Annotated in this window: 17 protein-coding genes and 1 pseudogene; 14 read left to right on the top strand and 4 right to left on the bottom strand. The window is 35.7% G+C overall.

Going from position 1 to position 25,611, the window contains the following annotated elements; genetic code table 11:
• From PVV63_RS06295 to ndk, 5 genes and pseudogenes are all read left to right on the top strand, one after another.
• The coding region (locus PVV63_RS06295) for an autotransporter outer membrane beta-barrel domain-containing protein (RefSeq protein ID WP_273791123.1) at nucleotides 1-1,019 on the top strand (1,019 nt) is incomplete at its 5' end.
• Nucleotides 1,020-1,379: 360 nt separating this feature from the next.
• Nucleotides 1,380-3,944 (top strand): BafA family autotransporter, encoded by a 2,565-nt coding sequence (gene bafA / locus PVV63_RS06300; RefSeq protein ID WP_273791124.1) that lies wholly within the window; start codon nucleotides 1,380-1,382, stop codon nucleotides 3,942-3,944.
• A 339-nt stretch (nucleotides 3,945-4,283) separates the two neighbouring features.
• Nucleotides 4,284-4,518, top strand: a pseudogene (locus PVV63_RS10505) (integrase arm-type DNA-binding domain-containing protein); the annotation flags it as partial.
• Between the two features lie 258 nt (nucleotides 4,519-4,776).
• Nucleotides 4,777-7,338, top strand: coding sequence for a BafA family autotransporter (bafA, locus tag PVV63_RS06310; protein WP_273791125.1), 2,562 nt, complete (start codon nucleotides 4,777-4,779; stop codon nucleotides 7,336-7,338).
• A gap of 385 nt (nucleotides 7,339-7,723) precedes the next feature.
• Nucleotides 7,724-8,146 carry a nucleoside-diphosphate kinase gene (gene ndk / locus PVV63_RS06315; RefSeq protein WP_273791126.1) on the top strand — a complete coding sequence of 141 codons (423 nt, stop codon included), beginning with the start codon at nucleotides 7,724-7,726 and terminating at the stop codon, nucleotides 8,144-8,146.
• Nucleotides 8,147-8,474: 328 nt separating this feature from the next.
• Here ndk and pgsA read toward each other — a convergent pair whose 3' ends face one another.
• The 3 genes from pgsA to PVV63_RS06330 form a co-directional block, all read right to left on the bottom strand.
• Nucleotides 8,475-9,056 carry a CDP-diacylglycerol--glycerol-3-phosphate 3-phosphatidyltransferase gene (gene pgsA, locus PVV63_RS06320; RefSeq protein ID WP_273723320.1) on the bottom strand — a complete coding sequence of 194 codons (582 nt, stop codon included), beginning with the start codon at nucleotides 9,054-9,056 and terminating at the stop codon, nucleotides 8,475-8,477.
• 72 nt (nucleotides 9,057-9,128) lie between these two features.
• Nucleotides 9,129-11,108, bottom strand: coding sequence for an excinuclease ABC subunit UvrC (gene uvrC / locus PVV63_RS06325; protein WP_273791127.1), 1,980 nt, complete (start codon nucleotides 11,106-11,108; stop codon nucleotides 9,129-9,131).
• Between the two features lie 397 nt (nucleotides 11,109-11,505).
• Nucleotides 11,506-12,369, bottom strand: coding sequence for a 23S rRNA (adenine(2030)-N(6))-methyltransferase RlmJ (locus PVV63_RS06330; RefSeq protein ID WP_273791128.1), 864 nt, complete (start codon nucleotides 12,367-12,369; stop codon nucleotides 11,506-11,508).
• 1,643 nt (nucleotides 12,370-14,012) lie between these two features.
• Between PVV63_RS06330 and tatA the strand changes: the two genes are divergently transcribed.
• The 9 genes from tatA to PVV63_RS06375 all read left to right on the top strand — a co-directional run bounded on the left by tatA (nucleotide 14,013) and on the right by PVV63_RS06375 (nucleotide 22,769).
• On the top strand, nucleotides 14,013-14,315 hold the full coding sequence (tatA, locus tag PVV63_RS06335) for a twin-arginine translocase TatA/TatE family subunit (protein WP_273791129.1): 303 nt from the start codon (nucleotides 14,013-14,015) through the stop codon (nucleotides 14,313-14,315).
• Between the two features lie 55 nt (nucleotides 14,316-14,370).
• Entirely contained in the window at nucleotides 14,371-14,775 is a 405-nt protein-coding gene (locus tag PVV63_RS06340; RefSeq protein ID WP_273791130.1) for a twin-arginine translocase subunit TatB, read from the top strand.
• Complete coding sequence (gene tatC / locus PVV63_RS06345) at nucleotides 14,772-15,554, top strand: twin-arginine translocase subunit TatC (protein ID WP_273791131.1); 783 nt, start codon at nucleotides 14,772-14,774, stop codon at nucleotides 15,552-15,554. Before PVV63_RS06340 ends, tatC begins: the two co-directional genes overlap by 4 nt.
• Nucleotides 15,555-15,615: 61 nt before the next feature.
• Nucleotides 15,616-16,893 carry a serine--tRNA ligase gene (serS, locus tag PVV63_RS06350; protein WP_273791132.1) on the top strand — a complete coding sequence of 426 codons (1,278 nt, stop codon included), beginning with the start codon at nucleotides 15,616-15,618 and terminating at the stop codon, nucleotides 16,891-16,893.
• A gap of 133 nt (nucleotides 16,894-17,026) precedes the next feature.
• On the top strand, nucleotides 17,027-17,686 hold the full coding sequence (locus PVV63_RS06355) for a protein-L-isoaspartate(D-aspartate) O-methyltransferase (protein WP_273791164.1): 660 nt from the start codon (nucleotides 17,027-17,029) through the stop codon (nucleotides 17,684-17,686).
• A 155-nt stretch (nucleotides 17,687-17,841) separates the two neighbouring features.
• The gene (locus PVV63_RS06360; RefSeq protein WP_273791133.1) at nucleotides 17,842-19,023 is read left to right on the top strand and encodes a peptidoglycan DD-metalloendopeptidase family protein; all 1,182 of its coding nucleotides are present in this window, start codon (nucleotides 17,842-17,844) and stop codon (nucleotides 19,021-19,023) included.
• A 685-nt stretch (nucleotides 19,024-19,708) separates the two neighbouring features.
• A complete protein-coding gene (yajC, locus tag PVV63_RS06365) occupies nucleotides 19,709-20,161 on the top strand; it encodes a preprotein translocase subunit YajC (protein WP_273791134.1) in 453 nt (150 codons plus the stop codon).
• A 462-nt stretch (nucleotides 20,162-20,623) separates the two neighbouring features.
• Nucleotides 20,624-21,010, top strand: coding sequence for an Mth938-like domain-containing protein (locus PVV63_RS06370; RefSeq protein WP_273791135.1), 387 nt, complete (start codon nucleotides 20,624-20,626; stop codon nucleotides 21,008-21,010).
• A gap of 898 nt (nucleotides 21,011-21,908) precedes the next feature.
• Nucleotides 21,909-22,769: a phytoene/squalene synthase family protein gene (locus PVV63_RS06375; protein WP_273791136.1), complete on the top strand. Its 861-nt coding sequence runs from the start codon at nucleotides 21,909-21,911 to the stop codon at nucleotides 22,767-22,769.
• Between the two features lie 913 nt (nucleotides 22,770-23,682).
• Here PVV63_RS06375 and PVV63_RS06380 read toward each other — a convergent pair.
• Nucleotides 23,683-25,572 (bottom strand): peptidyl-prolyl cis-trans isomerase, encoded by a 1,890-nt coding sequence (locus tag PVV63_RS06380; protein ID WP_273791137.1) that lies wholly within the window; start codon nucleotides 25,570-25,572, stop codon nucleotides 23,683-23,685.
• Between the last annotated feature and the right edge of the window lie 39 nt (nucleotides 25,573-25,611).

The following is a 25,611-nucleotide window of genomic DNA, read 5'->3' on the forward strand; positions in this document are numbered from 1 at the left end:
TTTCAGAATCTTCTCACTCTTTAGCCGATCAGATGATTGTGCGTCCAGTTCATAAAGAACAGCCTTCTCCACAATTGAGTGAGACGCTTTCAGTTTCTCACTTTTTGACCACGCCCTCTACAGATGCGGTATTGTCTATGTCTGTAGCTCCAGCGATGGTGTTTCACAACGAAATGCAAACAGTGCGTGCGGGAAGAGGGATTCTAAATAAAAGTAAAAAGAATGCAGCTTTATGGACCTATGCGATTAAATCTAAAGAGAGTATTGCGACAGAGCATATAGATTTTAAGTTAGATCAGACAGGTATTGTTTTAGGGATCAATGGTTTAAGCGAGTGGGAAAATGGAGAATTTTATATAGGTGGTTTTGGCAGTTATGATCGTGTCCGTGTTGCGCATGCACGGGGGGGTATCAGTGGTATCAATACTTATGGTATTGGCGCTTATGTCACTTATTTGGATCATAGTGGATGGTATCTCGATGGTATTTTAAAATACAATCATTATCAAAATACTCTAAAGGCAGTTTCAACGAATGGTTTAGGGATTGAAGGAAGTTATAGGCAATGGGCGGTGGGCGCCTCCTTTGAAGCAGGTTATCGACTTCAGACGTCAAAGAACAGTTGGTTGCAGCCTTATGGACAATTTACATGGTTGCAAGTTGAGGGTAAAGAAATCAAGTTATCGAATGACATGACAGGTGACATGCGTCCATTCACTTCATTACGCAGTGAGGTTGGTTTATCTTTAGGATATGAATTTGGTTCTCACATGGATTCCTCATCGCTTGCGTATATTACAGCAGCATGGTTGCGTGAGAATAAAGATGACAATCAAACGTTAATTAATCAACGGCATTCCTTTACCACGGACTTATCAGGGAATGCAGGTAAATTAGGAATAGGTTTAAGCAGTTTAGTGAGTGAGAAGTTAAAGTTATATGGTGAGGCCCATTATATTAAAGGGCGTAAAACAAAACAGTCCCTTCAGGGAATTATAGGTGTACGCTATAGTTTCTAAATATATGGTTATTTTTTAGTTATCTTTAAATATATGATTGTTTTAAAGGTCTTTAATTAAAGGTTCAGAGAACAATTTTTCAGAGCATGCAGCTTCGTTGTTCATGATAAACTGTATACCCTTATATACTTGATTATGCATTACTTTTTATCTTTGATAAGAAAACTCCGAGAAAATGCTAAAGAAGCACTATAAGAGCGCTCTTATATTCTTGATCAAAAAAGTATTTAAAAACTATAAAGAACGGTTTTTTATGAGATAAGGAGGATTTTTAAGAAGGATTGTTGCAATCTAAGGTTGAAAATATATTTTGTAGAGCTAATTACGTTTAGTGTCTATGCAGGCGTGAAGGGGGAGGATATGGCTCTACAATATAAATGGAAACGACATTGTTGGATACTCATGTTGAGCAGCTGTTTTGTGCAAGCTGCTGCTGCAAATGAGGGGGGAACAGCACTTTTTTGTCAATCTTCAAGTTATGAAAATGATAAAGTATTTCAAGATCAATACAATGAGGATATGAAAACAGGCAGATGCATACTTGGAGCCTCTAATGATGCCATGGTAAGAACGCGCAATGAATTAGACTTTTTGAAAAAGCCTAGCGATTTTATCATGGATAAGGGTGCTAGAGTGTTTGCGAGTCAACAGGAACTTGACAGTAGTCATCGTGACAATGCTGGATATAATGCACAAGAACAAAATACTGCGTTTCTTAAAAAGCCTGAACTTATCTCCATTAAAGATGGGGCAATTTTAGAAAATTATATCCTTGATAATGAAGGTAAAGCATACATTTCAAATGATGGTGAGATTGATAGTCCAGGGCGATCCATTAATAACACTGTAAGGAATGGTGCAGAGCTTTATGTGTATGCAGGAGGACTCAGTGAGAATAGTAAAATTGAACATGGTGGAATTGAAAATGTTCAGGCTTTGAAGGGAAAACAAGGTTTTTCGAAAAATGCTGTTGTTGAAGAAGGCGGACACCAAAGTGTTGGAAATGGAGGAAAAGTAGAAGGGACTAAAATTTATGGTGGTGAGCAGCTTGTTTTCGGCGAGGGGGATATTGGAGGAGAGATTAAAGGGAGTAGTGCTTCTCATACTGTCATTTATGGTCAAGATGAAACACTAGGCCAACAAAAAGTATATGATGGCGGAAAAGTTTGGAATACGAAAGTTATGCGAGGGGGTGTCCAAGAGGTTGGAAAAAAGTCTCAGAGTGCAAAAAATGGTGGTTTTGCATTTGACACAGAAGTTTTTGGTGGTGGTAAACAACGTATCTTAAAAGGCGGTCAGGCTATTGGAGTCACTTTAAATGAGAGTGCTATTCAGGAAATATATACTGATGGATCTGTAAAGAATCTAACAATGAATGATCAAACAAAATCATGGGTGCATGCTGGAGCAACATTAGAAGGCAAGACACAGGTAAACCATTCTGGGCAGATCCATCTTTATGCTGGGAATGATCAACAACGCACCACAGTAGAAGATATTATTTTAAATGGAAAAGATACAAAACTGTACTCTGTTACTGATGAGTTTGATGGAAAAAGTTCTTTGATACAAAAATTAAGTGGTGAAGGGAGTGTTATTTTTTCGTTTACAGGTTCTGATCCATATTATTCTCAGCTTCATGTGAATAATCTTTCAGGAAATTTACATTTCGCGTTCAATACTACGATTGCCCATAACCGTGGTGATTATCTCTTGGTTGAGAAAGGCGCTGGGAAACATACAATAAGTGTTGCTGATTCTGGAGTTGAAATCACGGATCCTTTTTCAAATAAGCGTGATTTAATTACGGATCAAAGTGGTGGTGCGCATTTTACGCTGACAGATCTTAAGGGTGAAAAAATTAACGCCATTGATGGTGGAACTTATATGTATGATTTGAAAGAAAGAAAGGATGAAAATGGGAAAGTTTGGTTTTTATCGGCAGACCGCCTCAGTGGACCAGAGCCTTCTATGCCAGATCCGACAGATCCTTTTTTTCCTGGTGAAACATCAACAACCCCCTCTACAGATGCAGTGTTAACGTTGTCCGTAGTCCCTGGACTTATTTTTAATAATGAGTTGCAAGTTGTACGGAATGGTAGAAAAATTTGGGACAGAAATAAGAAAGATATCGAACTATGGACTTATGGGATTAAGAGCAGAGAACGTGTTGCGACAGGCCATACACACTTTAAGCTTGGGCAGACAGGTTTAGTCTTTGGTGCTGATCAGTTGAGTGAATTAAGGCATGGAGAGTTGTATGTTGGTGGTTTTGGGAGTTATGATCAAGCACGTGTTTCTCATGCACGAGGTGGTGATAGTGATTTGAGCTCTTATAGCATTGGAACTTACGCAACTTATTTTGATCATCGTGGATGGTATATGGATGGTGTTTTGAAATATAATTATTACCGAGATAATTTAAAAGCCATCTCAACGAATGGTTTAGCTATTCAAAGTCATTACAATCAGTGGGCGATAGGTGGATCATTTGAGATTGGCTGTTATTTTGAACCGGCACAGAATACTTGGATGCAGCCTTATATCAAGCTAACAGGTTTGCAGGTTGAAGGTAAAAGAATAAAACTTTCCAATGAAATGATAGGTGATCTAAGCCCATTAAATTCATTCCGCAGTGAAGTTGGATTGACTGCAGGACATGAATTTTTTGTGAATTCAGAAACTTCATTAACAGCTTACATTATGGCAGCTTGGTTGCGTGAGAATATAAATAATAATTATACGACAATTAATAAGCAGTATAAATTTATTACAGATTTATCAGGCAGTGCGGGTAAATTGGGAATTGGTTTAAACGGTACGGTCAATGATAAACTAACACTTTATGCGGAAGCACATTATCTAAAAGGACATAAGATTAAGAATGCTCTTCAAGGTATTTTAGGATTACGCTATAGTTTCTAAATATGTGTGTACACGGCTGATTAATTTTACAAATGTAATTGTTTTGCAAGCTTAAACAGATAACGCCCGGCTATGTCTTTTCGAGAGTATAGGGACTTTCTCAAATAGTAGGAATGTCTTTATACTCTCTCTTTTAAAGGCAACATACTGAATTTATAATAATAATTCATTTCTATGCATGTTGAATGAGAGTCCCGAGTATCATAGGATTCTCTCATTTCAAATCTGTTTATGTTGAATCAATCAAAATTATTCGCCTAGCACATCACAAGCGGGATGAACATGTGTATAAAAACTATATAAGAAAAGAGTAAAAATGTCTCTTATGAATCTTCTCTAGTGTCAAGGGCTATCATAACATTAGGATGGCAAAGTGTATGATGATATCGGCTCGCTTCTTCATAAGCGTAAAGATTGGGGACGCAATGGCTTTACCGGTATACCATTCATGGGATGACGTCGCGAAATGGGTTCGGGTGCGTTGAGAGATGTCTCTTTAAAACAAGCGCGTGAATGTACAATTCAAAGGCGTTTTGTGTTCCGTGAAGGACGTGACCTCGTTAGGCACGAGCATTTTGTTCATCTAACTTCAAATATTGAAAATTGTTCCTTGAACTCAAGTAAACAATTTGAATTTTATTAAGATTTTCAGCCGTAAGTTAGAACTTTCTAGTGGCTTTTATAGAAACACAACTTAAAGTTGTTTATATTAAAAAATACACTTAAAAAGTGTTTCTAAACATAAATAAAACACATTACGATACAATCTAAGACGAGTTACCTACGTAGCCGTGGGATATTTTTCTAAATAATTGAGAGTGGAGTGTCGATAATGCAGTATAAACATAAGTTGAGTTTTTCAGTATTGATGATCAGTAGTTGTCTTGTACAAGTTGCAAGTGCAGTTGAAAACAGGAATGAAGAGTTAAAAAGATTAGAAAATGTGGGAAGTGGAGGGAAGGTACCAAAAGGTTCAGCACTGATTACAACCCTTTTCAACAATAATGTTAAGATCGAAGGTGGTGGTGTTGAAATTGTTGAAAATGGAGCAACTTCTGTAGGTGCCACTATTGAAAAAGGAGGGATGCAAATAGTTACGCGTGGAGGAAATGCAATAGATGCTAAAATCCTTGGAGGTCAGCAGTTTGTTCATGAAGAGAAAAATATTGATCTTACAAGCGTGGAGAGAAAAAGTAGTGCATATAAATCCACAGTTTCGGGGGATAGTGGAGCAGTGGGACAGCAGAATGTGTATGATGGAGCGTGGGTGTGGTATACGAAAGTGGAAAATAACGGAGAACAAAATCTTTATGCAGGAGAAAGAAAAGAGGGGGGAAAATCAATGTATGCTGAGGTCTCTGGAAATGGGAGGCAGCACGTTTTAGCGTTAGGAGAATCTTTTGCTACTAATTTGAAAGATCATGCTATTCAAGTTGTATATCCTGAAGGGTTTGTGGATGGTCTGACTGTTAACAGCTTTGCTAAGTCGTGGTTCCATGTTGGTATAAAAGATGTCGTTGGAGAAGTAAGGATCAATGATCACGGAGAACTTTATTTATTCGCTGGTGATAGGACAAATCATACGACTAAGAAAAAAATTCCTATAAAGGACAGAGTTGAAGAAACAATATTTGAGGTTGGTGAACGGAATATGGGAGAAAAACCTCAGATTGAAATTGAAGATTTAGGGGGGAAGAATGGGACTGTTATTTTTACTTCTATCCCGTATGATCCACGACATATTTCACTTCATGTTGAGAAACTTTCAGGAAGTTTGCATTTTCGATTCAATATTAGTGCTACGGGGGATGCAAGTGATTACTTGTCGATTGATGAAGGTTCAGGTAATCACAAAATAAGCGTTGCAGATTCTGGTCGTGAAATTACAGGTCCTATCTCTCAGAAAAATGGTTGGACCACAGAGATTAATTTAGTTACTAATAAATTTGGAGGCGCTAATTTTATTCTGGAAGATCTTTCGGGTAAGGACATTACAGCTGTTGATGGTGGAGCTTATCAGTATGTTTTACGAAAGAGAGAAAGATGTGCTGATTCTAGTGGTTATTCTACAATTTGGTATTTAAGTTCTGCCTCTGAAGGTACGACACGTTCGAATACTGAAACACAGTGTGTAAACAAGAAAACGAAGATTCCTCTTGCATTGTCTGAGCAAGGTGCTTCTTCTAGAGGAAAAAATACCGGTTCTCGTAAACCTACTACAAAACAACCAGCTAAACTACGGCCTCCACGTCATTTAAGAGAAGCGCAGAATGTCTCTAGTGTTTCTGTATCTTCCTCTCAAGAAAATCAGAATCGTCTGGTGTTTCCTCTAGCCAGTTCTCATCCTCTTTCTGCTGAAGAGCAACAAACTGCTGTTTCAGAATCTTCTCACTCTTTAGCCGATCAGATGATTGTGCGTCCAGTTCATAAAGAACAGCCTTCTCCACAATTGAGTGAGACGCTTTCAGTTTCTCACTTTTTGACCACGCCCTCTACAGATGCGGTATTGTCTATGTCTGTAGCTCCAGCGATGGTGTTTCACAACGAAATGCAAACAGTGCGTGCGGGAAGAGGGATTCTAAATAAAAGTAAAAAGAATGCAGCTTTATGGACCTATGCGATTAAATCTAAAGAGAGTATTGCGACAGAGCATATAGATTTTAAGTTAGATCAGACAGGTATTGTTTTAGGGATCAATGGTTTAAGCGAGTGGGAAAATGGAGAATTTTATATAGGTGGTTTTGGCAGTTATGATCGTGTCCGTGTTGCGCATGCACGGGGGGGTATCAGTGGTATCAATACTTATGGTATTGGCGCTTATGTCACTTATTTGGATCATAGTGGATGGTATCTCGATGGTATTTTAAAATACAATCATTATCAAAATACTCTAAAGGCAGTTTCAACGAATGGTTTAGGGATTGAAGGAAGTTATAGGCAATGGGCGGTGGGCGCCTCCTTTGAAGCAGGTTATCGACTTCAGACGTCAAAGAACAGTTGGTTGCAGCCTTATGGACAATTTACATGGTTGCAAGTTGAGGGTAAAGAAATCAAGTTATCGAATGACATGACAGGTGACATGCGTCCATTCACTTCATTACGCAGTGAGGTTGGTTTATCTTTAGGATATGAATTTGGTTCTCACATGGATTCCTCATCGCTTGCGTATATTACAGCAGCATGGTTGCGTGAGAATAAAGATGACAATCAAACGTTAATTAATCAACGGCATTCCTTTACCACGGACTTATCAGGGAATGCAGGTAAATTAGGAATAGGTTTAAGCAGTTTAGTGAGTGAGAAGTTAAAGTTATATGGTGAGGCCCATTATATTAAAGGGCGTAAAACAAAACAGTCCCTTCAGGGAATTATAGGTGTACGCTATAGTTTCTAAGTATATGGTTATTTTTTAATTGATCTCAATGTGTGTAGAAGGATTTTCAAACCAAGTGTCTAGGTTCGTCCTCTTTAAAGAAGAAGGCTTTCAAAAAGATATATTTTTTGCATGTGAGTTTTTTCTTATGACTTTTTATTGCTTAAATGATAATTTTGATGGGAAGCATTTAAGATTATGAAAGAAGGTTCAATATTTATTGAGAGTCGGTAGCGCATCTTTATGATGGGATGAGCGATTGCAGGTATTTTTATTAAAGTTTTCTTTATAATTCATTCTATATTTTGAGAATTTGTGTAGATTTTTGCAGAGTCACTTGGCAAAGGGCTCCTTGCTCGCTATAGAAACAGTCAGAGAATGTTATAAATGAAATAAAGGTGAGTAAATGGCTTTAGAGCGTACTTTTTCGATGATTAAACCAGATGCAACCCGTCGTAATTTGACTGGCGCAATTACTAAAATGCTTGAGGATGCGGAGCTACGTGTTATTGCGTCTAAACGTGTTTGGATGAGCAAACGTGAGGCTGAAAAATTTTATGCTATTCATAAAGAACGCCCTTTTTTTAGTGAATTGGTTGAATTCATGTCTTCTGGTCCAACCGTTGTACAAGTTTTGGAAGGCAAAAATGCAATAGCTAAAAACCGTGAAGTAATGGGGGCTACGAATCCTAGTGATGCAGAAGAAGGGACAATTCGTAAGGTTCATGCTTTATCGATTGGCGAAAATTCTGTCCATGGATCCGATAGTGCTGAAACGGCAAAAACAGAAATCGCCTTTTGGTTTTCTGAGATAGAAATTGTTGGTTAATAAAGCGTTTATAATAATAAAGCGTATATAAGAAGCAAAAATCCGAAACACTATATTTCGGTTTTTTGCTTATAAGATTATAGACTTTTTTGAAAGCATATGGAGCATTAATTGTTTTTTAGCTTTTAATATTACAGCTGCTTTTACGAAAATATAAAGCCTATTTACTCTTTTTTGAAGAGCTTTTATCTATATACCACCCTTACTTGTAATGTGCAAAAAAGTGCTTGATTGATTTATCATTAATAAAAATAAATCAATCTTATGCTATTCTTATCTCTTATTTAAGTACAAAAAGATAAATTATCATTATAAATCTCCATACTCTTCATAGGATAACGTGTTTTAAACCTGCACGAAAATAATCCCACCCTGTCCACAATGTAAGGAGGGCAGAAATCCACAGCATAGTAATGCCAAACTCTACTGTGTAAGGGAAAATTTTATTACCGGCTGGTCCAGCTAAAAGAAATACAATAGCGATCATTTGTACAAAAGTTTTCCATTTTGCAAGACGAGAGACAGGAACACTAACTTTTAACTCAGCCAAATATTCACGTAATCCTGATACAAGAATTTCTCTGCAAAGAATGATAATAGCTGCCCATAGTGTCCACCCAGCGATGGTACTGTCTGCGGCAAGCAAGAGCAAACAAGCAGAGACGAGAAGTTTATCGGCAATTGGATCTAACATGCGACCAATATTGGATGTTTGTTCCCAAATACGAGCAAGGTAACCGTCAAGAAAGTCAGTAATGGATGCAACGATAAAAATGGAAACAGCAATCCAGCGAGTGATATCACTTGATTGTAGTCGCCCTTCTAAAAAAAAGCATGCAACAACCATTGGGACTGCAACAATTCGTGCATAAGTTAAAATATTTGGAAAAGAAAAAGTATGATTTTTCATGGAGCCATTTTTAATTCTTGTGAAAGAGAATATATTTCCTTAACGTAACAAGTCGAAGGTTATGAAACAAGCCTATTTTTCATGAAAATGGTTATGAATTTTTTGTGCAATTGTCATAGAAATTCCCGTAACTTTTTTTAAATCTTCAAATGAGGCACTAGCAACAGCTTTGGCACTTCCAAAATGATGAAGCAATGCACGCTTTCTTGTCGGACCAATATTTTCGATTTCATCAAGTGGGTTTTTGAATGTTGCTTTTTTTCGTTTTATCCTATGAGTTCCAATCGCAAAACGGTGTGCTTCATCACGCAGACGTTGCAAAAAATAGAGGATAGGATCACGTGGAGGAAGTGTAAAGGGGGGGATACCTTTTATAAAAAATCGTTCACGTCCCGCATGACGGTCAACACCTTTGGCGATTCCAACAACTGTGAAGAGATCATTTAATTGTAATTCAGCAAGTATTGCATGTACGCTGTTGATTTGTCCTTCACCACCATCGATTAAGATAAGGTCAGGCCAAATGGGAAAAAGATCATCATCTTTTATGTCATGACTTCTATTTGGCAGATCATACTCTTTGATAAGGCGTGAAAATCTTCGTTTAATCACTTCTTTCATCATGCCAAAATCATCGCCAGGCGTGATATCTGTTGAGCGAATGTTGAATTTTCGATATTGATTTTTAATAAATCCCATTTGACCAGCAACAATCATAGCCCCTACAGCATTTGTTCCCATGATATGAGAATTGTCATAGACTTCTATCCGGCGTGGAGGAACAGGTAGTTGGAATGTTTTAGCAAGACCTTGAAGCAATTTTGTATGGGTGGCTGTTTCAGAAAGCTTATGTTCAAGTGCTTCATGAGCATTGAGATAGGCACGATTAACAAGAGTTTTTCGTTCACCTTGTTTAGGTAAAGAGAGGGACACTTTGTGATTTGCTTTGAGACTAAATGCCTCTGTAAGAAGTGTCTTTTCTTCAATTTCTTCAGATAAAAGGATGCTTTTAGGAAGTGGTTTATCATCGTAAAATTGGGCAAGAAAACTCGCTAAAATTTCAGTGCGGGAAAAAGAGGGATCTGCTTTAGGAAAATAGGCACGGTTTCCCCAATTTTGCCCCATGCGAAAAAAGAACACTTGAATACAGGTCATTCCTTCTTTTTGCGCAATTGCAAATACATCCGCTTCTTTTATCGTTTGAGGATTAATACCTTGATGGCTTTGTATGTGAGAAAGGGCTGATAAGCGGTCACGATAGGAAGCTGCTTGTTCAAAATCAAGATTTTCTGCGGCTTTATGCATAGCTTGAACCATATCGCTTTTAATAGATTGATCTTTTCCCGAAAGGAACGCTTTTGCTCCTTTCACCAGTTCTTTATAATCACTGTCACTAATTTCATGAGTACAAGGTGCAGAACATCGCTTAATTTGATAAAGCAAGCAGGGGCGTGTACGGTTTTCAAAAACTGAATCAGTACAGGTTCGTAATAAAAAGACGCGTTGTAAAACATGAACTGTTTGTGTCACTGCACCAGCAGAAGCAAAAGGACCAAAATAGTGAGCTTTTCGTATTCGAGCACCACGATGTTTGTAAAGTGCAGGCACTCGATGATCATCTGTAATCATAATATAAGGAAAACTTTTATCATCACGTAGGAGTACATTAAAATGTGGATGCAATCTTTTGATGAGATTGGCTTCTAAAAGGAGTGCTTCTGTTTCTGTATGGGTGACGATAAATTCCATATGATATGTTGCACGAATCATGCGGGTAATACGATTATTGTGTCCTTGTTCACGTGTATAGTTTGAAACACGTTTTTTGAGATTACGGGCTTTGCCAACATAGAGAATATCACCATTTTCACCAATCATCCGGTAAACCCCTGGCTTATGCGGAAGGTGTCTAACAAACTCTTGTATGAACTTGATACCTTGGAATTGATTTTTCTCATTGCTTTGATTAGCATTATGCCATGTAATATTAGAGAGAAAAGAAAGTTTTTCCCGTTCATTTTGCGGACAATTTGTATTACTTTTCAGGACCATTCCGTTTATTACAAATATGTTGTTCGTTTAATGTATGAAATATTCTTTTTTATTAAATAATGATTATTTATGTCTTTATAATTTTTTTCTATAAATAATATCTTATAGCATAAGAGTATGATTTTAGAGAGCCGATCTTTCATAAAAAACATGAGAGTTGTTATTCTAAGACAGCTTTATGAATTTGCCTAATTTATCCATTAAAATGATTGAATAGGAAATTCATGATGATTAAGAGGATAGACTTTCTAAAAGGAAAAAAATTAATTCACGCTGATCGTTATTAGCTTACCATTATAATATGTTGGTATTATCCAAAGAATCAAAGAACTTTATCATTTAATGCCTTTGTATTTTACAACATGATATTTGATTTAGAAAAAATATAGAGAAAAGTCTAACATAATAGATGTTCTTTTTGAAGCCACTTATGCGTTATTTGGGCATTTTCATCTTGTCCCAGACGGTTGATAAGAAAGGGGCTGAGTTTTTTCATTTCTTCTTCCAAAAGGTAGGGAGGGTTAATAATAATCATACCACTTCCATTCATTGTCGGTGGACTTGAACTTTTTCGGATACGCATTTCAAGCTGTAGAATCTTAGGAATTCCGGTTTGATAAAGCGCGTGAAGAAAACTTTCAATTTCTTTGTCATATTTAACAGGATACCATAAAGCGTAGATTCCTCCAGAAAAGCGACGATAGGCTTTCGTTAATCCATCAATAAGGCGGGAAAACTCTCCAGTTTTTTCAAAGGGAGGGTCAACAAGGATAAACCCACGTTTTTCTTTTGGTGGTACATGAGCATTTAAGGAAAGCCAACCATCTAAATGCAGAACTTTTGTCTGATAATCTCCTGCAAAGTTTTTTGCTAAAATATGATAATCTTCATTGTGCAATTCTATTGCGGTGAGGCGATCTTGTTTCCGTAATAATTGACGAATAAGAACAGGAGATCCAGGATAAAATACAATTTCTTTTTCCCCTTTATTGAGGGCATCAATGATATCACACCATGGACAAAGGAGTGTTCTTAAATCTTCTGGGATAGGAGTTGAAAAAAGTCGTTGGACACCTTCGCGCCACTCTCCTGTTTTATATGCTTCTAAAGAAGAAAGGTCATAAATACCGATTCCAGCATGCGTATCTATAACGCGAAAAGCTTTTTCTTTGCGTTTGAGATATTCTACAATGCGAGTGACAATAATGTGTTTAAAAACATCAGCAAAATTGCCAGCATGATAAATATGCCGATAATTCATGGAGTAAACTCTATCATATGTATAACTGTACCGGATTATTAGCATAGAATAATAGAATTGATATCCATAAAAATATTCTTATAGAAATCAAACAATACCCTCACTCCCACATTATACACTACAGAAAAAATATTAATGTCATCGGAGCATTTATTCACAAGGCTATTTTTATATTATGAGATTAATCGTTAAAATTTTAAATTTTTTATATGAAAGATAGACAAGAAGAGATCAAACATTTCAATAGAGATATTTATGTTGTAAGAGATTTTTCTTTATGATCGCGGACTCTTCCAGGAAGACTATAAAAAACACTCAATTAACGAGAATATTAGTGAAGTTTGTTGAAAAATTGAAGGGTATCTTTCAAATTCATTCATAAATTTTCTTGTTTAAAGATTAAAGAATTTCAAATGCTTGATAAAAACATTGTTACATTTATAAGTTTTTTTAGCGAGCGTAAAATTATGGATAGAGCAATAAAGTGCTGGTGTTATAGTGATAGATTTTTGTAAAAGTGTGAATGAATCTCATTGCTTTAAGCGGAGCCAAAGCTTTACATTATACACGCTAAATAGCTAGGTTATTGTGTATGATGCTAAAATAAAACTTTTAAAAATTGATATGTGCTCTGCAAGCTATCTCAATCAAAATGAGGAATTTTAAACTAAAGTAAATAGGTTTATCTATCTCTAACACTGTATTATCGAGCGGCTTTATGAGGTAATCTTATAAAAAAGGCTAGGATAAGAAATTCTTTTTATATGGATTATGCTTCGATACCATGCCTTTGATTGAATGTAATTTTCTATTCCTGCCCATTCTGTTTTCAATACTGAGATAGGTTAAACACATGATATTATGAGAACGCATGCCCAGAATCCGGAGACGTGTAATAGTTAGAGCATACAGTGGCTTAGAGAGCTGGTTATATGGAGGTATTTTCTGAATAAAGGCGCAAGCTGGTACCTTTTTTATTTTTTAGCAGTATTGCCATACCTCTTGGCACTTGAGTTAGTTCATAAAGTGCATTTTTACTCTTTCCGCTAATAGTTTTTATTTATACGCCAGATATTTAACTGAACGCGATGATGGCTCATATTTCGTATTGTACATAGAATAATGAATGATAAAATTCCTACCCCAACGCAAAGAATAAATGTTGTGCGTAAGATGATAGTTTTTGAAGAGACTGATGATGTGTTAAGAAAGTTTTTTAGAGATTTTTCTTTCTGAATTTTTTAATTGAATACGTAAAGTATTTTACAACATGTTATGATCTTTATCAGTAAAGGATAATTTGACGGAAATGTTTGTAATGATACGTAAAACATTGTGTAAAAGGAGAGACATTAGTTATAGTATTTACAGGAAGATGAGTAACCTAGGAGATCAGATGAAGTTATTTTAGAAAAGTTTTTAAGTGTTTTGAATTTTGTATGAGGCGGTTTATCATTGTTGAATAGTTTGTGTTATAGTACGCTAAAAAGGGATGAGAGGATAAAAAGTTCTTTTGCAATAAAAGCGTGTAATTGTTTTTAAGTTAAGAAGAAAATATACAAGTAAGATATTATTTTGATACATTCTTCAGAGGAAGCATGAATAAATGAAATCAAATTTAAAAGCATAAGTTAGAGAGAGTAATGGGTAATATTTTTTCACCAACGCATTTAATTATAATTTTATTGATTATCTTTGTGCTTTTCGGTCGCGGTAAAATTTCTGAATTAATGGGCGATGTTGCTAAGGGAATTAAAGCCTTCAAAAAAAATATGAAGGAAGAAGATGACAGCATTGAGGATAAAGTTGAAATGGCTCCTACTTCCCAAATAATTGATGTAGAATCTCAACAATCTCAGCCGTTATCGGTAAAACATGCAACAGCGCGCAGAAAGGTTTCTTCTGCTTCTAAAAAAAGCAAAACATCTGTTGCTAAAAAACAGTAACAAAAACGCAATCATCATTGTGCATTATTTTTTGATGAGAAAGTCGAATTAAGAGATGTTTGGGATTGACGGACCAGAGTTTATCGTAATCTTACTTGTTCTCATCATTGTCGTTGGACCGAAAGATTTACCTAAAATATTAAAGACAGTAGCAAAGATAAGAGCGTATGTGTATTCAACAGCAAATGAACTTCGTCATCAGTTTGATGATGTAATAAAACAAATCGAGCGCGATGATTTGCAAAAAGTATGTTCGGATATTAGCGATTCAAGCAAGAAGTTGGCAGAAACTTTTGATCCCATTCAAAATACATTAGAAGATATCCACGATAATTTGGATGTTAAGGCAACACACCATAAATCAAAAAAAGATAAAGAAATTTTGGAATGCGATCAAAACGTAACCAATAAAGATACGACAGTATCTATTGCTTCTAAAGATAAAGAAGATATGTCATGAATGTTAAGAAAGATGAAGTTGATGCCCATATGGCACCACTTTTAGAACATTTAATTGAACTTCGTCAGCGAATTATTGCTGCCTTGGTTGCATTTATGATCGCTTTTATGATGTGTTTTCTTGTTAAAGATTATATCTTAAATTTTTTACTATGGCCATATCAGTGGGCAATGAAAATAGCAGGGGGTAATCCTGAGGGTATTCGTTTGCAATCAACGCAAGTATGGGAAACTTTTTTAACGAAGATGAAGCTTTCTGCTTTTGGGGGAATTATTTTATCTTTTCCCTATACGGCTTTTCAGTTTTATAGTTTTATTGCACCAGGGCTTTATAAAAATGAGCGGATGGCTTTTTTACCATTTCTCATTGGGGGGCCTATTTTATTTTGTATTGGGGGAGCGTTTGTTTATGGTCTATTAGCGCCAATAATACTATGGTTTAGCCTTTCTCAACAATTTCTTCCAGATGTTCATTTAAAAATAGAGTTTATAGTGCGTATTTCTGATTATTTGGGCTTTATGACATCGTTTATCCTAATTTTTGGTTTGATTTTTCAATTACCTCTTGTCATCAGTCTTTTAACAAAAATTGGATTTTTAACGTCTTATGATTTGGCGTCTAAACGAAAATGGGCTATTTTGCTCTCTTTTATTATTGCGGCAATCATAACGCCGTCGGATTTTTTTACGATGTTTGCAGTGGCTTTACCAACGATAGCACTTTACGAGATTTCAATTTTAATTGCTTACAGTATAGAAAAGAGAAGAAAATCCGCTTAAGAAAAGTGTATAATCTTATGCGATAAGGAATGAATAAAAACAATATAAATGAGGAATTTTTATGCTTGATATTAAGTGGATTCGTGACAATCCTGAGAAATTAGATAAAGCACTCGTAAGTAGAGGTCTTGAGCCACAAGCTGAAAGGTTAATACAACTTGATCTTGCACGTCGGTCGCATATTGCTAAGGTGCAATTGGCGCAGAAACGTCGCAATGCTGTTTCAAAGGAAATAGGACAGGCTTTAGCGGTATCGGATCAGCAAATGGCTGAACGTCTTAGAGCTGAAGTTGAAGAGATTAAAGCTTTTCTTTCCTCTGCAACAGTGGAAGAAAAACAGCTGACGGAGAGTCTTGAGAAAATTCTTTCAGCACTTCCAAATATTCCATTAGATGATGTTCCAGAAGGTAAAGATGAAAGTGATAATGTCGTCATTCGACATTTTGGTACACCTCCAACATTTAATTTTACACCAAAGGAACATTTTGATCTTGGTCAAGATCTCAAGCAGATGAATTTTGAACGAGCTAGTCGTTTGTCTGGAACACGTTTTACAGTACTTTCAGGGGCATTAGCACGGCTAGAACGAGCATTAGGCCAGTTTATGCTTGATGTGCATGTCAATGAGAATGGTTACACAGAAGTCTCAATACCTCTTCTTGTTCGTGATGAAATTGTTTACGGAGCAGCACAATTACCGAAATTTGCTGAAGACCTTTTTCGTACAACAGATGGTCGATGGCTTATTTCCACAGCAGAAGTGCCATTAACCAATTTGGTCAACGATGAAATTCTTGAAATATCAGATTTACCACTGCGATTTTCTTCTTTATCTCCTTGTTTTCGTTCAGAGGCGGGAGCAGCCGGTCGTGATACGCGCGGTATGTTGCGTCAGCATCAATTTTGGAAAGTTGAAATGGTCTCGATTACCAGTGAAGAGCAGTCTTTAATTGAATTAGAACGTATGACGGAATGTGCAGAAGATATATTAAAGCGGCTTGGTTTGCCTTTTCGCACAGTGGTTCTTTCTACTGGTGATATGGGGTTTGCAGCGCGTAAAACCTATGACATCGAGGTTTGGCTTCCTGGTCAAGAATGTTATCGTGAAATTTCTAGCTGTTCAGTTTGTGGAGATTTTCAAGGTCGTCGTATGAATGCGCGCTATCGTAAAGAAGGCGATAAAAAATTGCATTTTGTTCATAGCCTTAATGGTTCTGGTACGGCTGTTGGACGTTGTCTTATTGCCGTACTTGAAAATTATCAACAGGCTGATGGATCAATTATTATTCCAGATGTTTTACAACCTTATATGGGAGGCATGCGCTGTATTACTGCTTAATTTTACGAAAGGAGAGACAATATGCGTTTATTGCCAAGAGGTGATGATACACAGACGCAAGTTTTTGCCATTTTAAAAGAAGCAGTTTGTCAGTATGATAAAAGTGTACCTCCATTGGAGATTGAATGATACTATGGGGCAAAAGGGTATTTTACAATTTCGTGAGGAGTTAGCCGCTCTTGTACTGAAAATGCGTAGCAAAGGCATTGATGACGTGCGATTTTTTTCGGCATTAGAGAAAATTCCGCGTCAACAGTTTGTTGCTGCTCCTTGGTTCAATAGTGCTTATGATAATAAAGTTATTCCCCTTGAGTGTGGTGAATATATGGAACGTTTGGAAGAACAACTCTTAATTCTTTCGGCATTATCGTTGAAAAAAAGGCATCGTGTCTTAGAAATTGGTACAGGATCTGGTTTTTGTACTGCTCTTATGGCATGTCTGAGTGACCGCGTGACAACGATTGATCGTTATAAAACGCTTGTTGATTTAGCACGCCAAAAATTTCAAACTTTAGGAATTGAAAATATTGTTATAAGGCAGATTGATGGAAGTCATAGTGTGACAGGCTTAGGATCATTTGATCGCATTCTTATTTGGCCATCACGTTTTGATGAACCAAAGGAATTTTTAGAACTTTTAGCTGAAAATGGAATTCTCATTCAGGCGATAGGACCTGACGAAGGGGTACAAACGGTGACGCGCTATACAAAAATTGGTAGTCGATTTGAGTGTTTAGAACTATTCCAAGTGCGTTACCAACCTTTTATTAAAGGCATTGCGGAGATACTTTAATTTTTAAAAGCTAAGAAGTTTCTGCAAATTGTCTACGTTAAATTCATTTTGATCTTATATAAAGATATTTATGAATAAAACATCTCATTTTAACTCTTCGGTAATTTAAAAAAGCTTTAATGGAGTGAGTTGATTATTGATGAGTGAGCAAAACGATGTATCTAAAAGCTTTGGATAATATTTTCCAGCATAATTTTCAGAGAATAACTTTTTTAGCGGTGGTAACTATTGTTGCTGGTTGTAGTTCTGGTACACAGCGTTTTTCCAATACGTTCTCTCATCGTACGGTATCATCTCAATCAAATATATCAAGCACTATGTATACAGACCCGCGAATGCTATCATACGGTAGTGGTATGATACAAAGCACTGAATTGCCACCTGTGGAATCAGGTGATGATTCGTGGGGAGATGACAATTCTCCCTATAATTTTCCACATCAAGATAGGATAACTTCTTCTGATGGTCGCGTTATGGGCTCCCCTCCACGTAATCTTGGAACACTTTCTCGTTCACAAATGGATAAATCTCCTATTTTTCGGCGGAATTCTTATATTGTCCAGAGTGGAGATACACTGCTCAGTATTGCACGACAAGTAGGGGTTAGTGTTGAGGCATTAAAATTAGCAAACGGTATAAACAGCAATTCCATTTATATCGGTCAGGTACTGGTTGTTCCAAGCAGGCGTACATTATCAGCTTCAAATGCACACAATAATAACGATTGGGCAGTGTCAACTACAGAATCTACATCCCAATCTCAAGTGATGTCCTCTATAAAAAACAAGAAGTCCTCTCCTATATATAAAGCTCCTGTAACAACGCCACCCTCTGCAAAGATGAACAAATCAAGTTCTGAGAAAAATTTTTCTAAACAGATGACGCAATTGAAACATGAGACTCGTTTGTCAAGTACTGTTACGAATACAGATAATATGACGACTCCGCAAGCCACAGGAATTTCTAAGATGCGTTGGCCAGTACGAGGGCGTTTATTAAGCCAGTTCGGTCAAAAAAAGGGAACAGTAATGAATCGAGGAATAGATATTGCAGTGCCTGAAGGGTCTTCGGTAAAGGCGGCAGAAAATGGTGTGGTTATTTACGCGGGAGATGGATTAAAAGAGCTTGGTAATGTTGTGATGATTCGACATGAAAATGATATTATCACTATTTATGGATGTAATAGTAAGCTTGTTGTTAACAAAGGACAAAGGATAAGGCGCGGTGATGAGATTGCTAAATCTGGTGTTTCAGGAAATGTTAAAACGCCACGTGTCTATTTTGAGATGCGTAAGAATTCATTACCTGTTGATCCCCTTAAATATTTAGAAAACTAATTTATTGATGACTTTTACATTTGAATAGTCTTACAGTTTATAGAAAATTCATGAAAAACAATTGATTTTCTTAAATCAATAACATAGCAGCAAAAAATCATTGGTTTCAGGAGAGTAGTTCGTGGGGGGCGTTAGATATTACCATCTTTGTATTTATGAAAGTGTAAGAAATAGTATCATACTATTTGTCAGCTTTGAGTGTTCCAATTGCTCTTGCATTTGAGAGAAGCATGAAAAAAAATATTTCACGCCTTTCTTAAAAAGTTTTTATCTACAGGCTCATTTCATATGTGTGACGTGCAAGAAAATCGTTTTGATTAATTCAGAAGGTTTGAAATAAGAGCGTTTTATTGTATTTAGATCTGTCGTTCGATATCAAAAACGATAAATTATCTATATAAATTAAAGTTTGTTCATTAGAAAAATTATCTTGTATAATTTATTGAGTTAGTGAAAAGATTTATATTGTAGGATATACAATAGGGGAAAGTGAATCTATTTTTTAAGATTTTTCTCATTGTATTTTGGTATTCTGCCTCTTAAGGATTTATTGTATTTTTGTAAAGCTGTGATTAGATTATGTAGTTATTGCTTTTTATGATAAATTCTTTAGGAATTTTTTCTGTATCGGAATTTCATTTTAATAGAGTGGGAAATACCTGAGGTTTAACTATAGGAGATAAAAATGTTTATTACGAACGCTTATGCTCAAGTTGCAGGCGATGTTTCCGGTGGAATTTCATTTGCTAACGCTGTCCCATTCATTTTAATTTTTGCAATTATGTATTTTTTTATCATTCGTCCACAGCGTGCCCAAATGAAAAAACGCCAAGAAATGCTTAATGCAGTACGTCGTGGTGATACAGTTATAACGGGTGGTGGTATTATCGGCAAGGTTACGAAGGTTCACGACGAGAGTGGTGAATTAGAGGTTGAAATTGGTGAGAGTATAAATATTCGTGTTATTCGCTCAACATTAGCTGATGTGCGCGTTAAAGGTGAGCCGATTGCAGAAAAAAAATCAAAACTTAATGCTAAAGCAAAAACACCACAAAAGTCTAAATCTAAAACGACAACGAAAGAAGATATGAGTATCTCTGAAGAGAAAAAAGCTATATCAAAGGAAAATGCATCTTAAGGTGTAATGGCAGTTTATTACATTTTTTAAGCATTTTTGTAAAAAGCTTGGCAAGATCAAGACAATTTCATTGGAAAAGGGGCTTTTATAGTGGCTACAGAAAATGGAGTTTTTGTTTTCTTTAGATTATTAAAATAGTTGCTTTATTTATAGAATATTACGCAATTTTTTTCTGTTTTTTAAATAAGATCATTGTTTTTATAAAAAGAAATTTGTGAGTAAATAAGCTGAGGAAACTTTTTAAAAGATAGATTTATTGAAGCAGGTATAGCAATTTATCGCGATTTATTACCAAATTTTCCTATATTTGTTGTATGAGAAGATTAGGGTATTATATAAAAATTTTTACTTCAGTACTAGGTTATGGTTAACATATCAATGTTTATATCAGCCTTACTTTAATTTTTATGGTGAGAAGTAGCAAAGACAATTGGATTATTCAAAAATAAAAGGTGCTTATTCATGTTCGATGCAATTCAAATTCGTGAAGCACATTTTCCAAGTCGCGCACCTATTGATGCTTATGGAAATGGTGGGTTTCGTTTTGCTGATATGTCTCATAGAGGTTCTATTATTTGTGTACCATCAGGTATTTATGGCATTGACATGGCAGGGCCTATTCCCACTCAAGGGGATATATCTCGTGTTTTAGAAGAAGCTTCTGAAATCGAAGTTTTATTAATAGGTACTGGAATTGAATTATTACGATTACCTGAAGAGTTACGGGTGCTTTTAGGGGAAAAACGTATTTCATCAGATACAATGAGTACGGGAGCGGCGGTGCGTACATTTAATGTTTTATTGGCTGAAGATCGCGCTGTTGCGGCGTTATTATTTGCGGTAGAATAGAGTATTGTTTAATAAAACAAATGCTCTCGTCTAGTATGAAAGACTTGTGCGATTATTTTTCTGCGCCGTAAAGTACCGTCGTTTAAGGCGGTGATATAAGGGTATAGAATATACATAACTTAACATATTAAAGTGTTTTTAAATACAAAAGTGTTTTTAAATACAGCGGCAAGTATTTAGGACAAAGCTTGCTCGTCGTTCCTAATGAATCACATGAGTGATCAACTCTTGGCACTTGAGACAGTTCATAAGAGGCATTTTTAATTCTTTCTTATACAGTTGTTACCTACAAGCCAGTTACGCTTGGGACGTGCAAGGGAATGGTTTTTATTAATTTAACATGGAATTGGTTTGAAATGAAAGCATATCTACGATATTTGGGATTCTAATTTAACATACAAAACAACAAATTATGATTATAAATCAATGTATTGATAGTAACAGAAACTCACCGAGAGCAATTGGACTTTTTACAAATTGGTGTTGGTAAGAACCTTTGTCTTTTAGGATGGGGAGGAGGTCAATGATTTGATGAAGTTTTTGTGATCAGTGCATTTTTTATAAAATAACATTGTCATCCATCCACTGAAAAAGTGTTTTTCGTTGTTTGTTGTTCAAGTTTTACTATGCATGTTACGATTGTTTTTTAGCTTTTTTACTGCAAATGAAAACTTGAAGTCCTATAAGATAAGTTTTATCAGAAAAATTATTTATTTAATTTTTTTCTTTCTAAAACGAAAAGTGACTAGAAAAGAAACTTTAATTCACAATACAGTTAAGAGACACATTTAAAAATCTTATTTTCTGAACTGTATTTGCGTATCCTTCATTTTTTAATATGAATAAAAAGAGGATATTAATTTAATTGCTAAAAAAGGGACGTTAATAGGTTCATAGAATGATAGGCTCTCTTCCTTATTGTCTTGATATTTTACGTACCATAGATCGTGATCGCTATATATCGGTTTTATTTGCGCCTAAAAAAAAGCGCCAAGCATTGGCTGCTCTTTATGTATTTAATGCTGAAATTTCTCGTATTCGCGAAAGTGTACATGATCCACTCATAGGAGAAATACGGTTACGTTGGTGGTATGATACTATTGCTCATGGTGAAATGCAAACGAGTGGAAACAATCCGATTTTGAATGATTTATTAAAAGCAATGACTCTTTTTAATTTACCTAAGACAGCTTTTTTACGTTATTGTGATGCGCAAATTTTAGATCTTTATCACAATCCAATAGAAACACTTCATGATCTAGAGCATTATTGTGGTGAGACAGCAGGCATAATTTTACAGCTTTCTTGTCAGATATTAGATCCTGAAACTGCACAAGAGTTTACAGATATCTATGAACATGGAGGGATTTCTCAAGGGTTAAGCGGTGTATTGCGTCTTTTATCATTCATGCAATCACGATATCAATATTATTTACCTACTGATATATTAAAGGCTGTAGGAGTGAATAGGGAAGATTTGGAATCCCATCGTCTCAGTGATCAACAAAAGGGTCGTATTGTTGAAGCTATGGTAGCATTATCGCGCGATCATTATACCCAATTTTACGAGTATTCTTGTACTTTACCTAGAATTCTTAAGCCAGCTTTTCTTCCATTGGTCATTGTACCGGCTTCTCTTCAAAAAGCTATACAGCTGGGGGCAGCAATTTTTCAAGAGAGTGCAACTTTGCCATTGATATATCGCTATTGGTTGATAACAAGGGCAGCAATAAGCGGCAATTTTCCAAAGATACTGTAAAAGAATATTACTACGTTGGAATGCGTAACATGGAGACTGATTTTCTCATATGAAGATAAAAGGAGCCATTGTGATTCCAAACCATTTTTTTGTTATAAAAAATGTTGATGTTTTGGTTGTTATGAACGCAAAAGAATAAGAAATTTTATGATCTTGAAAATACAGTGTATTTCTTCATCAGTAATATGTTTTATTCAGTGTATTGGATGGGTGAGATGCAGATAAAGAAAAACATGAGATAAATCTTAATACATTGGTTTGTTGGATGAAGAACTTTTAAGTACTCTGCATGTATTGATTGTAGCTCATTTGCAAATGAAATAAAATTTCTATTTTATGAGAGAAGTTATCTTAGCAGTCTATAAGTCTATAAAAAACTCTTATTTTTGAGAAATTATAACATCATAATTGATGACTGTTATGATTTATGAATATATTGATTTATAATGATAATTCGTTTTTTCTCATATTGAATGAGAGTCTTGAATAGAAAAAGATTTCTCCATTTTTATAATGAATTTTAAAAATAGTTTTTTTGTATATTATAAGTTTGGTGTGTAAATGAAATCATTTAAGGAAGAAGCAATATGCTCCTTATGAATGATATTAAGAGTAGTAATATGATGAGCTATAAATGAGTGACGATAGGGATGATATTTATAGCTTAATGGGCGACAACCTTTACAACCTTTGGATGAATAATGTTTTTTAATGCGTTGCAAAAACGACTCTACATTCCATTGACTATTTTCTCGCAAATCCATACATGCACTGATTTGCGAGAGAATGAATCATTATACAAGTGTTTGATCCTAAGATATGCAAACAAGAGATCTATCTTACCTCTTCAACTATAGACGAAGAGCTGACGGAAACTTTATCAAATAAGTTCTTTAAATTATGTAAAATCTTTTTATTGGAGAGCGTTAAAGATCTGATTATAATTTGTGCTATTAATTTCCAAAGGATGTTCTTTATTGGCAACTTGTAGCATTTCTAGCTTGAGATCTTCTCTTATCATCATATCTATATTGGTGCGGACTTCAGTTGAAAGAGTATGAGACGTGATATCTTTAGGCATGGTTACAGTCTTTATTTGATAAATGATACGGTTTGTTGCAACCGGACCTTTTATGATGCCATAATGACCTTTGGGAGCGGAAAATAATGCTTTAATGCCTTCAACGCCAAGGGTTTCAGATGAGTCTTGACGCCGGAGGGTGGGTGTTGTTTGTTTTGTAACACCAAGACTACGAGCAAGAGCAACAAGACTTTTTCCTTCCGTGAGCTGTTTGAGAGCATTTTGGGCTTTTTCATCAAGAAGACGTTGGATTTCCTCATTTTTCCATTGAGAAAGAACATCTAGCTTAGCCTCTTCAAGTGTCTTATCACGGGCAGGAATAATTTTATCGACCTTGTACCAGAGATATCCACCATTTTGAAAAGAGAGAGGATCAAGATCGACTCCTTCGTTTGATTGATAGATGGCATTCAGTAAAATATCTTTTTGAGGTAAATCCGTGAGTATTGCACCTTCAAGCGTTTTTCCTGTTTTATCAATGGTAATTGTGCGCAAAGATAACTTGTATTGGTCAGCTAACTCTTTGAGAGAAGCACCCTCAAAACGAGCATTTTCAATGGCTGCATAATTGTTACGGATATCATCAGTAGCACGATTTTTGGCAAGTGTTTGGCGAATATTTTCTTCTACACTTTCAAAAGGAAGAGAGCTTGAGGGTTCAATATGCGTGACGCGAATGATAACAGGTCCTTGTAAGTCATTTATCACAGAACTGACTTGGCCTTGTTGAAGTTCAAAAATTTCAGATGTCAGATGATTAGGAAGTTCATTTTCTGCGAGAGGCCCTTTTTTTATTTCATTAAGAGTCTTTTTTTCAGCTTTTACCAGTTCATCAAAACTCAATCCATCAGCTATTTTTTTTGCTGCATTATCGGCTTCTTCGCGTGAGGGGAATCGCAGTTCTTCGAATGTACGCTTTTCAGGCGTTACAAAACGTGAAGCATTTTGTGTATAATAGGCTTTCGCCTCATCTGTTGAGATATCTTGAGGTTTTACAAAATCATTAAGTTCTATAGATAGCAAAGAGACAGTGCGGTATTCTGGAGCACGAAATTGACTTTGATGTGTTTCAAACCATTTTTGTAATGTTGCGTAATCAGGATCAGCAATTGTTTTCTTTTCTTTTAGATCAATAACAAGATAATCAGCAATACGCATTTCTTCTTGATAAAGAGCAAGTGCTTTATAAAAGAGATTTGGTGCCTTCATATCAGAAAGTAAAGCAGCAATAAGCTGATTACGCTTTTCTTGTTTGGTGTAATAATTAAGAAAAGCACTTTCACTAATACGTAAATGCTGAAGATAGTTATAAAACAAGTTTTTATCAAAAGTGCCATTTACCTGGAACATCTTATCAGAACCAATCGTATGAGCTATTGTATCTTTTGAAAGACTTATTTTCATTTTACGTGCTTGTTCATCAAGAAGTACATTTTGTTGTAATTGATTAAATACAAAAGCAGGAATTTGGTATTGCTGCATTTCATTTGCTGTAAACATTCGTCCAAGATGAGCTGCATATGCTAAACGTGCGCTTTGATCGGCGAGTGCAAGACGATAATCATCGATAGTTACTGTGGACTTTCCAGATGTAATAAGATCTCTTTCACTTTTTTTGTGTAACTGCGGTACCCCCCATAAAAGAATGAAGCATAAGAGTAAAATAGCAAGGAAAATTCTAAAAATCCAAGAATTTGTAGCATTTCTTATGATGTCAAGCATTGTTCAGGTCCATTTTTAATGTGAGTTATTATCAAAGCT

The sequence above is a fragment of the Bartonella sp. CM31XJBT genome (genome assembly GCF_028618555.1).
Lineage (GTDB): Bacteria > Pseudomonadota > Alphaproteobacteria > Rhizobiales > Rhizobiaceae > Bartonella.

Coding starts and splice junctions, on each gene's coding strand:
- PVV63_RS06330 (WP_273791128.1), bottom strand. CDS start 12,369: ATGAATTATCGGCATATTTATCATGCTGGCAATTTTGCTGATGTTTTT.
- serS (WP_273791132.1), top strand. CDS start 15,616: ATGCTTGATATTAAGTGGATTCGTGACAATCCTGAGAAATTAGATAAA.
- bafA (WP_273791125.1), top strand. CDS start 4,777: ATGCAGTATAAACATAAGTTGAGTTTTTCAGTATTGATGATCAGTAGT.
- yajC (WP_273791134.1), top strand. CDS start 19,709: ATGTTTATTACGAACGCTTATGCTCAAGTTGCAGGCGATGTTTCCGGT.
- PVV63_RS06360 (WP_273791133.1), top strand. CDS start 17,842: ATGTATCTAAAAGCTTTGGATAATATTTTCCAGCATAATTTTCAGAGA.
- ndk (WP_273791126.1), top strand. CDS start 7,724: ATGGCTTTAGAGCGTACTTTTTCGATGATTAAACCAGATGCAACCCGT.
- PVV63_RS06380 (WP_273791137.1), bottom strand. CDS start 25,572: ATGCTTGACATCATAAGAAATGCTACAAATTCTTGGATTTTTAGAATT.
- tatA (WP_273791129.1), top strand. CDS start 14,013: ATGGGTAATATTTTTTCACCAACGCATTTAATTATAATTTTATTGATT.
- uvrC (WP_273791127.1), bottom strand. CDS start 11,108: ATGGTCCTGAAAAGTAATACAAATTGTCCGCAAAATGAACGGGAAAAA.
- pgsA (WP_273723320.1), bottom strand. CDS start 9,056: ATGAAAAATCATACTTTTTCTTTTCCAAATATTTTAACTTATGCACGA.
- PVV63_RS06355 (WP_273791164.1), top strand. CDS start 17,027: ATGGGGCAAAAGGGTATTTTACAATTTCGTGAGGAGTTAGCCGCTCTT.
- tatC (WP_273791131.1), top strand. CDS start 14,772: ATGAATGTTAAGAAAGATGAAGTTGATGCCCATATGGCACCACTTTTA.
- bafA (WP_273791124.1), top strand. CDS start 1,380: ATGGCTCTACAATATAAATGGAAACGACATTGTTGGATACTCATGTTG.
- PVV63_RS06375 (WP_273791136.1), top strand. CDS start 21,909: ATGATAGGCTCTCTTCCTTATTGTCTTGATATTTTACGTACCATAGAT.
- PVV63_RS06370 (WP_273791135.1), top strand. CDS start 20,624: ATGTTCGATGCAATTCAAATTCGTGAAGCACATTTTCCAAGTCGCGCA.
- PVV63_RS06340 (WP_273791130.1), top strand. CDS start 14,371: ATGTTTGGGATTGACGGACCAGAGTTTATCGTAATCTTACTTGTTCTC.